This is a genomic window from Paenibacillus sp. MMO-177 (assembly GCF_037147795.1).
Lineage (GTDB): Bacteria > Bacillota > Bacilli > Paenibacillales > Paenibacillaceae > Pristimantibacillus.
Genome location: NZ_JBBCUR010000007.1, coordinates 114,575 through 127,009 on the forward strand (window position 1 = coordinate 114,575; position 12,435 = coordinate 127,009).

Consider the following 12,435-nt stretch of genomic DNA (forward strand, 5'->3'; position numbering starts at 1 on the left):
TTCCTCCTCTCCTAATAGATTCCGGATTGTCCAAACCGTTTGGCCAGCCAGTTCGCTCCAAGCACAAGCGTGACGCCAACAACCGCCTTGAACAGGCCTACCGCCGTACTATAGCTGAACGCCCCTTGCGTGATCCCCATCATATAGACGTAGGTATCGAACACTTCGGCAGACTCCCGGTTCAGCGGGTTTAGCATCAGGAAGATCTGCTCGAAGCCGTTGTCCAGCACATCGCCCATCCGCAGAATCAGCAAAATAATAATCGTGCTCCGAATCGACGGAAGCGTAATATGCCAAAGCTGCCGCCACCGGTTCGCTCCGTCCGTAATCGCCGCTTCGTATTGCTCGACATCTACCCCCGCAAGCGCGGCCAGAAAAATAATCGTGCCGAAGCCGGTTTCCTTCCAGATCGTCTGCATAATAATCATCGGCCGGAACCAGTCCGGACTGGCGAGGAAATCGATTTTCGTTCCCGTATACTTAAGCAGCATCTCATTGATTAGGCCGCCTTCGGTCGTCAGAAAAACGTACGTCAAGCTGGCTACGATAACAAGCGATATAAAATGCGGGATGTAGATCAAGGTTTGTACGATTCTTTTGAAGAATGCCAGCCTCAGCTCATTTAATAGAAGAGCTAATATAATAGGCGCCGGGAAGTAAAACACCAGATTGTACAAGGAAAGTACTAAAGTGTTTCGCAGCAGCATGAAAAATTCGGGATTCGTGAAGAACACCCGGAAATGCTCCAGTCCCACCCAATCGCTCTTCCAGAAGCCAAGGAAGGGCTGATAGTTTTTGAATGCCAGAAGCACGCCCCACATGGGTACGTATTTGAAAATAATGAAATATAACAGGCCTGGAGTTAAAAGCAAGTACAGCCACTTGTCTTTCTTGAGTCTCGCCAGCACGTTGGGTCGCGTTCTTTTATGAATTGTCGTCGCCCGCATCAGTTCTGCTTGGCTGGGAGCAGCCGCCTGCTTCATTTGGGGTCACCTCCAAGTTATGGTTGCATCGCATGACCTAATTATTAGACCTCCCTCGCCTTTCCGCCAATCGGACATTTTTGAGAAAGCCCTTACAACGACTTGCTGCAAGCGAAAATCAAGATAATGCAAACCCGTCAAAATAGTGGAAGGTCCCGTCAAACCGGGCAAAATTGTACGATTGTTCTCCCCTTTTCGGGCACCTATAGTGGAACTGCGTGTTATTCCAGTCGAGTTGAGGTGAGCTTATGGGAAAGAAGCTGTATCATGGGGCAGCCTGGTATCCGGAGCTGTGGGATGAGGATGTTCTGGCGGAAGACTTGAAACGGATGAAAGAAGCCGGCATTAATGTGGTACGAATCGGAGAATTTGCTTGGTCAAGGATGGAGCCGCATGAGGGCAAGAACGATATGAGCTTTTTCGAGCGCATTGTAAATCGGTTATATGAAAACGGGATCGATACCGTTATGTGTACGCCTACGGCAACACCGCCAATCTGGTTCAGCCACGGCCATCCCGAGCGGATGTATGTCGATGCGAACGGGCAGACGATGGGACATGGCTCCCGTCAGCATGCCTGCACGAATCACCCCTATTTCAGGGAAAAGGCAGCGATTATTACCGAAAATATAGCGCGGGCAATAGGACGGCACCCCGGCCTGGTCGGCTGGCAGCTGGATAATGAATTCAAGGCACATGTGTCGGAATGCATGTGCCGTACCTGTCTTTCGGAATGGCATCAATGGCTGGAACGGCGTTACGGGACGATTGAAAAACTGAATGAGGCCTGGGGAACCCAGATTTGGAGTGAATATTACCATCAGTTCGACCAGGTGCCGCAGCCCGGTCCCGCTCCCTTCCTGCATAATTCTTCGCTGAAGACCATGTACCAGCTGTTCTCGATGGAAGCAATCGCCGAATTCGCCGATGAACAAGCGGCAATTATCCGCCGTTATTCCGATGCGCCGATTACCCATAACAGCAGCATGGCGTTTAGCGTCGATAATGAACGGCTCTTCCGCGAGCTTGATTTTGCTTCCTTCGATACGTATGCCACAACCGATCACGTATCGGCGTTTCTTATTAATAATGATCTGTTCCGCAGCTTCAAACGCGGCCGGGATTATTGGATTATGGAGACAAGCCCGTCCTTTGCCGCTTCGCTCGAAAGCTATGCGAAGCCGCATCCGGACGGCTATCTTCGGGCGGAAGCCGTTGCCGCTTACGCCCTTGGCGCCGAAGCGTTCTGTTATTGGCTGTGGCGGCAGCAGCGGGCGGGCTGCGAGCAGCCGCATGGCTCGGTATTAAGCGCATGGGGCAAGCCGGCGGTTGGGTACAACCAAGTACTTCAAGTAGACAAAGCCCGTAAGGAGCTGGAAAATGTTATTTTGAATACCCGCCCGGCTCAAGCTGAGGTCGCCCTTGCCTATTCGGACCGGGCAAAAGCCTTTTTGAAGACAGAGCCGCTTCGGAAGCTGAACCACCGGGGGTTAATCACGGACTATTACGCAAGGATTCTTAACGCCGGCATTCACCGGGATGTCGTACCAGAGGGTTCCAACTTGGACGGTTACAGGCTTCTCTTCACTCCGTTCCTCCCTTATGTCTCGCCTGACTATATGGACCGGGCATTGGATCTGGTTGAGAACGGCGGCATTTGGGTCATCGGCCCGTTGACCGGCGGGCGTACAGAAGAGCATACGATTCCTACAGATGCTGCGCTTGGCAGGCTGGAGCAGCTGGCAGGCGCGGAAGTCGTCTACACGTATCCAATGGATGGCAGCGGTGCGATTGGACATGCATTTGGCCATTCGGCTCCGCTAACGTTATGGAGCAGCGTCTTTAAGCCGGTAAGTGCGTTAGCGGTTGGAACGATGGAGGGCGGTTTAACGCCAGAGCTTGCCTGGATAACCGAGAAGGCGCACGGTAAAGGGAAAATCGTCATGCTGGGCTCCATGCCGGCTGGCGAGGATGGACAGTTCTTGATGGAAGCCCTGATAACGCATTATGCGGATAAGGCTGGCGTGACGCTCCGCTCCGATGTGACGCCGGGCACCCTTATTGCCCCGAGACGCGGCGACGGGTACGAGATCTGGATCATTGTTAATATGGATGGCGGCGGCGGAAGCTTAACGATTCCGCGTGCAGCGGTTGACGAGCTCGCGCAGGAGCAGCTTAAGGCGGGTACAAGGCTGGAACTGGGAAGGTACGAGTATAGGGTCATCCGATTCTAATTCCTCCTACAAAGCTTCTGTTCATATCCCAGGTTGGATTTTATCCAATCTACGACCTCTTCTCCTATGCTTTCAGCCCCTATGTTGGATTTCATCCAACGTAGGGGCTCCCAACTAATCTATTTTATGATTTAGACGGATTTTACTGGAGAAACTCCAACGTAGGCGAGGATACAGCATCTAAACCGGCAATTTTAATGGATTGAATCCAACGTAATCTCAAAAAGTGACCCGGTAAGCGAATTCGCACAACAACAAGCAACCGTGTTACGCTGTGCCAAGCTCCTACGCGAAAGAAGCATCGCCTTCCGATAAACGGAAAGCGATGCTTCTTCTTTTGCTTTTATGATTTATTTTTGAATCGATGCCGCTTCAATGTCGCCGGATGCCCAATAGCTTGCCGGGACGTCCTTCCAGGATGATGCTCCGCTGCTGGATGGGCTAATGCCCAGCGAGCGATTGATTACAACTACGGCTTCGGCGCGAGACAGCGTGCGATCCGGCCGGAACGTGCCGTCGGCGTAACCTTTAATGTAGCCGGCGCCCTCGGCGGATTTCACCGCTTTCTCCGCCCAATGGCCGGTCGTATCTGCGAAGCCTGCGCCCAATTTGGAGCCGCCGCCGGCCAGACGTACGACGAGCTGTGCCATCTCGGCACGCGTAATTGCCTGCTCCGGACGGAAAGTACCGTCAGTATAACCGTTCATCAAACCGGCAGCCGTAGCTTTGCGGATTGCATCCGCCGCCCAGTAACCCGGCTTGACGTCGCTATAAACGCTGCCATCTTCTCCTGCCGTGCCGTCCTGCGCGATACGCGACAGAATGGCCGCCATCTCCGCGCGGGTAATTGCCTTCTCCGGCTTAAACAGATTGCCTTCGAAGCCATTCATATACGCGGCGGGAGCCGATCCCGAAGCTTCGTCCAGCTTCACAAGCGCAAATGTGCTGAACTTCGAGTTCTTGAATTGGATCCCCTTGCCGCCGTCAATATCAACAGCAGCGCCTTGCTTGTATTCGACCGTGCCATCGCTATGCTCGATGTAGACGCCGATATGCGAGAGCGCTTCGGAGCTCCAGTCTCCGGCAGGAAGCGGCAGCACAAGCGTTGTCTCGCCTTCCGGCAGGTTTGTTTCAATGTCTGCCGGATAGCCAATCAGCGTTATCTTGCTGTCCTTGACGGCTGCGGAAACAACCGTGGACAGATTGGCGCGGCGTTCGAGCTGCGCTCTATGCTGGGTCGACTTAACCGGTGAAATTACAAAGTGAACTTCCGTGTTTACGCTCTTCAGTACGGCGTTAGGCACATGAATCTTCGCGCCGAATACGTCAATGTCCAGATCAAGTCCGCTGGCTGCAAACTGTTTGACCGCTTCCGCATCCAACTTCACGGCTGTCTCTGCCGCTTGGCCCTTCGAATCCGGCACCGCCAGCTTCAAGGCGCTTGCTCCCGCTGCCTTACGCGCGTCAATCAGTACCTTCGCTTCCGTGCCGGCCAGCGAAAGCTCATCCCGCACCGTGCCGTCCGGCTGCGTCGTGCGAATAACTTTTGGCGCTGCAGGCTCAACCGGCGGAGTTGCATTGCCGCCTCCGGATACCGGCGGCACGCTTGCTTCCGCGGCGGTAAACCGCAGGGCGTCGGCAAGCATCAGCTCACCGGACTTTTTAACGACGCGGATCGTATGCGAACCCGCGGTCAAGCCCGAGACGCTGTACAGGCTTACTTGCGAGTCGCGGCTGTCCGCATAAGCGTTAACCGTCTTCTTCAGTTCGCCGTCAATATAGACTTCCATCTCGCCTTGCTTTGGACCGACTGGCGACAGCAGCTCGATGCCGATGCCTTTAAACGTATAGGAGAAGGCTGCTCCTTCCGCCGCGGACGCATGCGCGTCGTCGCCGTAATCGCCCCGGAAGCGGAGCGTCAGCTTCGTTGTTCCGACCGGCTGAGCGGCCAAGTACTGTTGCTTGATGGTCAACACATGATCTTCAATCGTGTAATCAGTGCCGCGAACAAGCGCCGCTCCCCCGTTATAGATGCCGCTCAGGCTGTCCGGACTTGCCAGCAGATTCACGCTGACGTCAGCCGGCGCATTCTTCGCGAAGTCCGTCGAGGAAACATCAATCAGGTCCGGCAGCTGAACGCGCAGCGCGTCGAGCAGCATAAACTTCCCTGACTTTTTCACGGCTTTAATCGTATGGAAGCCATTCGTCAAGCCTCGTACGGTATACACCGTACGCTGCGGCGCATTGTGCGCTCCAGCTTCGTACGTGCTTACATTGCCTTGGCTGACTCCATCAATGAAGATTTCGACATTGCCCTGGCCTTCATCCACTTCGGTAATATAATCGATTCCCGTGCCTTGGAACGTATACGTAAAGAAGGCATCGTTGTTCTCCGTCCATTGCACGTCATCCTTAAAGTCTCCAAGGCCGCGGCCGCTGCTGCGGTTCCAGCTGCCCGTGTACCGAATGCCCGGATCGTCGTTGTTCACAAATACATAACGGCCCGGCGAAGCCGAATTGAGAACGGTAAGCGCAAGCGTTCTTGGGCTGCTGTTCGAGAATTCGAACGATAAGCTTGCGTCCCCGACCGGCAGAGATGCCAAATAGGATTTGGCGATGCGGACAACGTTGCCGTCCACCGTATAATCCGTTCCTTTATTCAAGGCATTCGAGCCGTTTTTAATGCCCGTCAGTTCGTTCGAGTCGCCAAGCGTCAACGTAACCGCAAGGTCTGCCTGAGCGGCAGGGCGTTTATCGAAGGAAGCCGCCAGCGGGCTTATCGAAGTACCGCTAATGGCAATGGATAACGTCTGTGCGGCGCCTCCCGCGAATTTGAAGTTAAGCGCTGCCGATTGACCCGATGCCTGCTGCGCCAGATAAGACGATTTGATCGTGACGACGCCGCTTGACACCGTATAGTCGGTCCCCGACTGCAGGGATGCGGTGCCGCTGCTGATGCCGGCGAAGGAGCTTGCGCCGAGATTCAGCGGAATCGTAATATCAGCCGGCGCGTCCTTATTGAAGCTTGTCGCCGAAGGGCTGCCGAGCAGCGTATCCGCCGTGACTTTAAACGCGTCGAAAAGGAAGTAATATTGGCCGCCGGCATTCCGGACTGCCTTCAGCGTATGCGTGCCTTGCGGCAAATCCGCCACGCTGAATACGGAATGCTGTCCAACCTGGTCATTGCCGTAGGAATCAACCGTCGAATGGAAATTTCCGTCGATATAGATATCAATCTTGCCGCTGCTGGTGCTTTGCTCCGATAGCAGCTCAATCCCCGTACCATCGAACGTGTACGATAACTCCGGCTCCGAACCGTCCGGTTCACCGTAATGCACGTCGCCCATATAGTCGCCGAAGGACCGGCCGGTGCTGTGACCCCATTTATTGGCGTAAGCAATCGCCGGATCGTCATCGTTGATCGTTACCGTATAGGAGGAAGCCGCAGCGTCTGCCGCCCCCGCTGATCCGTCGCCCGCAACGGATTCCCCGCCGGTGCGGGCGCCCGTATCCACGGAGGAGCCGCTGCCCGAACCCGAAGAGTCCGTTATAACAACGGACAAGTCCTGTGCGTCGCGCACAAGCTCATTGCCGCCGTTGCGCGTCCACTCGCCCGTATATTTCATGCCGGTATCGTCATCGTTAACGATCGAGGTACCGTTTTGCACGGTCACCTTAAACAAACGCGATGCGTGCGGCTCGAGGAATAACGGATCAATGCCGGTTGCCGAACTGCCCATTTCCTTATGGCTCCACAGGTCGCGGATCGAACCGGTGCCGCTTAGGCCGATCTCGCTCCATTTCACGCCAACCCGCGCGCCTTTGCTGCCCAGATTAAACAACGCCACCGTGTACGTCCCGTCACCGTTGTTGGCGTACCAGGCTTGCTGATCGGTATCCATCGATACCGGATGAATCGGATGACCCGCTTGGTTGACGGCGATTACCTCATCGTTCGTGTAGAGAGACAAGCCATAATCATCCAGATTGGTCAAATCGTCCCCTGTATAGAATTGCGCTGCGGAAGCGGCCCACAGCGTTGCCGCAGTCTGCCGTTCGTCCTTCGTTAAGCCGGACGTTGCGCCGTTGCCGACGTTCAGGGAATCGAAGTCGTTCCAGCCTCCGGGACCCGCGTCGCGCCACCATAAAGCCGCGCCCGGGAACAATCTGGCGACATTGGCCCATTGCGTCATGCCAATATTCGGATCATAAGCCTCTACGTCCCAATCGATACGCCAGCCGTTAGCGTATTTCTTCCAATAATCGACGTAGTTATGATCAAGCGCCCAGCTCAGCTCCAGCCAGATGCCGTGCCTGCTTAACGCCTCGGACCACGCTTTAACGTCGCCGCGGGCATCGATGCTCTCGTCGTTATGGCCGGAGCCCGGCGTCACGCTGTCGAACTTGACGAAGTCGACGCCCCAAGACGCGATCAGATCGGCAACAGAGTCGACCCATTTTTGCGCGCATGGATTGCTGAAATCGATCTTGTAACCAAGATTCCAATAATCGCCGTATTTATAAGGCCTCACGACAATGTCGCCGATGGAGCAGCCCGGTGCTCCGTAGATCGGCAGATCGCGTTCAACGGCATCAGGCGATATGCCTGGAATCATATAGATACCGAGCTTCTGCCCATTGGCATGCACATAATCGACAAGGTTCTTGAAGCCGTTCGGATACTTCTCCGTGCTTGGCACAGGCCGCCCGTATTCGTCCATGCTGCCGTTCCAGCCCGCGTCGATATTAATGTATTTATAGCCGTGTGCCTGAAGCTTCTCGTGCATCGTATCGGACATCAGCTTGATTTTGTCTTCCGAAATCCAGTTGCCCGACGGGCCGTCGTATACCTGCATGCTGTAGCTGCTCCAGCCCATGTAAGGCTTCTGCGCCAATCCGTTATCGGCTGCCTCCGCGACATTCTTCCCCGGAGGAATGAAGCCGATTTGCGCCAGGACGGCGACCACAAGCAGAATCCCCATCCACGCCTTGTTCCGGCGTTTTGCGTTAACGCTCAATCTTTGCATCCCCTTTACCCAAGTTATTCGGCAGCGCTGACCGCATGCTATGTAGAGTGACTCTCCAATGCGGCCCCATTATGAAAACGCTTACCGTACAACCGATTGTATCGGTCCCATGCTTGGGAAGGTAGGTACATCTTGGTCGTTTAGCGTACCTTATTCCTGATTTCGGGGGTACAAATTGCCTTTTCATGGACAATTTCACCTGTATGGCGGCCGATTAAGGAAAAAAAACGCAAACGGGACGCCGCTGAGCCAACGCCCGCACCGTCCCGTTACGCTTGCTATGTCGAGCGGTCAATTCCGCTGCTTGCGCCGGACCTCACTGCAGCTCATCGTGCTGACCTTTGAACGGGGCATTCAGCCCGTTCACGCCAAGGCTGATGACCGGATCCGTTCCTTTTAAGTTCATAGATTAGCGCATGCTCATCTCCTTATGGAATCAACCTTTTACGGATCCGATCATGACCCCTTTCTCGAAATATTTTTGCAGGAACGGGTACAGCATCAGAATCGGCAGAGACGACACGATAATAACGCCGTATTTGATCTGGTCGGCATAACGCTGGGCATAACCGCCCGACGCCGCACCGCCGCCCGTCCCTGCTCCGTTCTGAAATACCTGGTTGGACAGCAAAATATCCCTTAGCACGATTTGCAGCGGCTGCAGATTATTGTCCCGGATATAGATCAGACCGGTAAAGAAATCATTCCAGTGACCGACCAGGTAATATAATCCGATCACCGAAATCAGAGCTTTGGACAAGGGCAAAGCGACCTTGGCGAAATACATGAAATGCGAGCAGCCGTCCATCACCGCCGCCTCGTAAAGCTCCGCCGGCAGAGCGGTCTCAAAGAACGTACGGGCAATAATCAAATAGAAGATATTCACGCAAAACGGCAGGATAAATACCCAGAACGTATTTGTGATATGAAGATCCTTCATCAGCAGATAGGTCGGGATCAGACCGCCGTTAAAAAACATCGTAACGACAAACAGGAACATAATCGGACGTCTCGCCTTAAATTCCTTCCGCGACAGCACGTAAGCGGCCGGCATCGTAAACAGCATGTTCACCAGCGTTCCGAACAACGTATAAAACAACGTATTCCGGTAGCCGGTCCATACCCGGCTGTCCTGGAAAATCTCCTTATAACCGAATAGGCTAGCGCCCTTCGGAAAAAACAGCACCTTACCCGTCGATACGAGCGTTGAATCACTAAACGAAGCAATCACAATGAAATAAAGCGGATACAAGATAATGACAAAGATAACCGCGCATAACGCATAAAGCGCGATATGAAAGGCGAGTTCACTCCCTTTCAAGCCCTTAAGCGCCATATGGCCATTCCTCCTTCCTTTCCGAATTAATACAGGCTTGTATTGGACATTTTCTTGGAAGCGGCATTCATCGCAAACAGGAACACAAAGTTGATCAGCGTATTAAACAAACCGATAGCGGAAGCATAACTAAACTGATTGGACACAATGCCGATTTTGTAGACGTAGGTGGCGATAACCTCGGAGACCGGCAGGTTCAGAGAGTTTTGCATCAGGAAGATTTTCTCAAAGCCCGTGCTTAAAATATTGCCCATGCTAAGAATGAACAAAATAATAATCGTAGGTACAAGCGCCGGAAGATCGACGTACCGGATCATCTTCATTCTGCTTGCCCCGTCAATCTTGGCGGAATCATAGAGCTGCGGATCAACGGTAGACAGGGCAGCCAAGTAAATAATGCTGTTCCAGCCGCAATGCTGCCAAATATCCGACAGGACATAGACCGGTATAAAGGTATTGGTCGAGGCGATCAGGTTGATATGGCCAAGCCCCAGCCCCTTCATCATATGGCCAACAACGCCGGTCTCCGGCGACATCAGCACGTTCATCATGCCGACAAGGACGATAATGGATATAAAATGCGGCAGATAAACCGTCGTCTGCATCACATTTTTGAACCTTTTGCGACGGATCTGGTTCAGAATCAATGCCAGAATAATAGGCGCCGGAAACCCGACGATAATAGTCGCCAAGCTAATGAGGAACGTGTTGCGCATCAGATCGGTGAACAGATAGCTGTCAATGAACTGCTTGAAATAATCGATGCCCCTCCAGGCGCCGCCGGTGAGACCCTTTGTAAAATCAAAATCTTTGAAAGCAAGCTGAATGCCGTACATCGGTATATAGTTAAAGATCAGGACAACGGCAATAGCGGGCGCAATCATAATCCACAGCTGATAATCCCGCCTTAATGCCCGGAGTCCTCCCCCTAATAATCGCATCGCCGATTACCTCCTTTGCCAGCCGGAAGCCGGCATCCCGCATCATGCGGCATGCCGACTTCCGCCGTCCGTTATTGCTTCTTGAATTCGTCGTAGTACTTCTGCATAATTTCAAGATTTTGCTTCAGGCCGGCTTTTTCGCTTTCCTTCACATAGCTGTCCCATTCGCCTTCAACGCCGCCCTTTGTTACCCATTTCGCGAAGTTTGTATTGGCCAGGTTCATCACGTTGGTATTGTTCAGGCCCATTGTGCTGTTGTCGGCGCTCGAATATTTCAGGAAGCTAGGGAACACATCGTTATCGACGTCGATTTGAATCGCGTCAATCGGCTTCGATTGCTCCAGAACCTCCTGCATATCCTTGCCAAGCGTCAGTTGAAGCGAGTCCGGAATATAGAACGCGCCGTTATCCGCCATCGTGGACGTCCATTTCCATGTGCCGGGATCCATTTTGGAATCAGCCGGCGGCAGAACGCTGTAGCTTCCGTCGCCATTATCCTTAATGTTTGGTCCAAGAGATCCGAACAGAACCTGCATGCCCATATCCGGTGCATACAGCTCGTTAATAAACCGCATGACCGCATCTTTGTTTTTCGATTTGGCCGACACGACAAGCTGATTAACCCCATAGTTCAAGGAGTTGTAGTCATAGCTCCACGACACATTGCTGCCTGGCGTTGCCTTAAGCGGCGACATGGAGGTGTACTGCGGCGCAAGCTGCTCGCCAAAGCGGTCGGAAGCAACCCAGCCCATCGTAAAGCCAACCTTCGCCGTATCCCCTTCGCCGCGGGCAACGGACTGGTATTTCGTGTAATCGTGCGTGAATACTTCCGGATTAATCAGACCGGCTTTATAAAGCTTGTTCAGGAAAACAACCAGCTGTTTGTATCGATCATCGACCAAATAGTTCTTCACGACGCCGTCCTCGACGAAATACCCTTGCGGGCTGCCGTCCGTCAGCGTTATGCCTTCTCCGCCAAGCATATAAGCCGGGTTGAAATAACCGCCGATTCCGCCCGGCCAGTCCATCGGGATCTCGTCGTTTGGATCTCCGTTGCCGTTAGCGTCCTTTTCTTTGAACGCCACGAGCACATCGTACAGCTCATCCCAGGTTGTTGGCATTTGGAGGCCTAGGTTATCCAGCCATTTCTGATTAATGTATTGGCGGGTAGCCGTAGACGGCCAATATCGCTGGTATTTCGGCAAGCCGTAAATTTTGCCGTCCGGCTGCTCGGCGATTTTTTTCGTCTCCGGCTTCGCATCAAACATCGCCTGAACGTTAGGCAGTTTATCCAGCATGCCCGACAGATCCTGGAACAGCCCTTGGAACTGCGCCATATCCGCATCCGTAATAACGTTAGGACCAATAAAGAGATCCGGAATATCCCCGCTTGCCAGCAACGTTCCTTTCTTTTGATCCCAGTCGGCGGTAATCTCCTGCCAATCAATCTCAACGCCGGCCTTTTCCTCCACCTGCTGCAGCCATTCCATATCCTTAAGCGGTTTCGTCAGAGCATGTTTGGTCATGATCGCCGTTAGCTTTACTTTCTTTCCGCTATTGCCGCCGCTGCCGGCGGAGCTGTCTGCCGTAGGACTGCTTCCCGTATTGCTTCCGCCATTGTTCCCGCCCGAATTCGAGCTGCTGCTGCACGCTGACATAATGGTCGTTGCAGCAAGCATGACGGTAATGATGCTGACTACTTTCTTCCGCATGTAATTGCCCCCTCAATTCAATTCATTTAGATGGCGCCGAATCGAAGCCGATGCGCCGCACCAGGACGTCGCCGCCCGGTACATCCACAATAATCGGTATGGCGATAAGCCGTATACGGACAGTTTTCGAAAGGTTGGCATTTTTTGAAAGCGTTTAACATCAGGTTGCTGAAAACGCTTCAATTTCTGCCCATTCAATTAT

The 12,435-nt window shown here is 53.3% G+C and carries 8 protein-coding genes; 2 read left to right on the forward strand and 6 right to left on the reverse strand.

Annotation, left to right across the window (positions count from 1 at the left end; all coding sequences use genetic code 11):
- Nucleotides 1-11 precede the first annotated feature (11 nt).
- On the reverse strand, nt 12-983 hold the full coding sequence (locus WFK81_RS22540; RefSeq protein WP_442956088.1) for an ABC transporter permease: 972 nt from the start codon (nt 981-983) through the stop codon (nt 12-14).
- A gap of 248 nt (nt 984-1,231) precedes the next feature.
- Between WFK81_RS22540 and WFK81_RS22545 the strand changes: the two genes are divergently transcribed.
- Nucleotides 1,232-3,217 carry a beta-galactosidase gene (locus WFK81_RS22545; protein WP_336788631.1) on the forward strand — a complete coding sequence of 662 codons (1,986 nt, stop codon included), beginning with the start codon at nt 1,232-1,234 and terminating at the stop codon, nt 3,215-3,217.
- Nucleotides 3,218-3,567: 350 nt separating this feature from the next.
- Here the strand turns inward: WFK81_RS22545 and WFK81_RS22550 are convergent, their stop codons facing one another.
- Nucleotides 3,568-8,235, reverse strand: a complete 4,668-nt coding sequence (locus tag WFK81_RS22550) for a X2-like carbohydrate binding domain-containing protein (protein WP_336788633.1) — start codon at nt 8,233-8,235, stop codon at nt 3,568-3,570.
- A 184-nt stretch (nt 8,236-8,419) separates the two neighbouring features.
- On the opposite strand from WFK81_RS22550, the gene WFK81_RS22555 reads away from it, so the two are divergent.
- On the forward strand, nt 8,420-8,644 hold the full coding sequence (locus WFK81_RS22555) for a hypothetical protein (protein ID WP_336788635.1): 225 nt from the start codon (nt 8,420-8,422) through the stop codon (nt 8,642-8,644).
- 36 nt (nt 8,645-8,680) lie between these two features.
- On the opposite strand, the gene WFK81_RS22560 is transcribed toward WFK81_RS22555, so the two are convergent.
- The 4 genes from WFK81_RS22560 to WFK81_RS22575 all read right to left on the reverse strand — a co-directional run bounded on the left by WFK81_RS22560 (nt 8,681) and on the right by WFK81_RS22575 (nt 12,374).
- Nucleotides 8,681-9,580 (reverse strand): carbohydrate ABC transporter permease, encoded by a 900-nt coding sequence (locus tag WFK81_RS22560; protein ID WP_336788637.1) that lies wholly within the window; start codon nt 9,578-9,580, stop codon nt 8,681-8,683.
- A 26-nt stretch (nt 9,581-9,606) separates the two neighbouring features.
- Nucleotides 9,607-10,521: an ABC transporter permease gene (locus WFK81_RS22565; protein WP_336788639.1), complete on the reverse strand. Its 915-nt coding sequence runs from the start codon at nt 10,519-10,521 to the stop codon at nt 9,607-9,609.
- 71 nt (nt 10,522-10,592) lie between these two features.
- On the reverse strand, nt 10,593-12,233 hold the full coding sequence (locus tag WFK81_RS22570; RefSeq protein ID WP_336788640.1) for an ABC transporter substrate-binding protein: 1,641 nt from the start codon (nt 12,231-12,233) through the stop codon (nt 10,593-10,595).
- A gap of 12 nt (nt 12,234-12,245) precedes the next feature.
- A complete protein-coding gene (locus WFK81_RS22575; RefSeq protein WP_336788642.1) occupies nt 12,246-12,374 on the reverse strand; it encodes a hypothetical protein in 129 nt (42 codons plus the stop codon).
- Nucleotides 12,375-12,435: the final 61 nt, after the last annotated feature.

What these genes read in the sequence shown, in the direction of transcription:
- WFK81_RS22570 (WP_336788640.1), bottom strand. Translation starts at nt 12,233, where the DNA reads ATGCGGAAGAAAGTAGTCAGCATCATTACCGTCATGCTTGCTGCAACG.
- WFK81_RS22565 (WP_336788639.1), bottom strand. Translation starts at nt 10,521, where the DNA reads ATGCGATTATTAGGGGGAGGACTCCGGGCATTAAGGCGGGATTATCAG.
- WFK81_RS22575 (WP_336788642.1), bottom strand. Translation starts at nt 12,374, where the DNA reads ATGCCAACCTTTCGAAAACTGTCCGTATACGGCTTATCGCCATACCGA.
- WFK81_RS22540 (WP_442956088.1), bottom strand. Translation starts at nt 983, where the DNA reads ATGAAGCAGGCGGCTGCTCCCAGCCAAGCAGAACTGATGCGGGCGACG.
- WFK81_RS22545 (WP_336788631.1), top strand. Translation starts at nt 1,232, where the DNA reads ATGGGAAAGAAGCTGTATCATGGGGCAGCCTGGTATCCGGAGCTGTGG.
- WFK81_RS22560 (WP_336788637.1), bottom strand. Translation starts at nt 9,580, where the DNA reads ATGGCGCTTAAGGGCTTGAAAGGGAGTGAACTCGCCTTTCATATCGCG.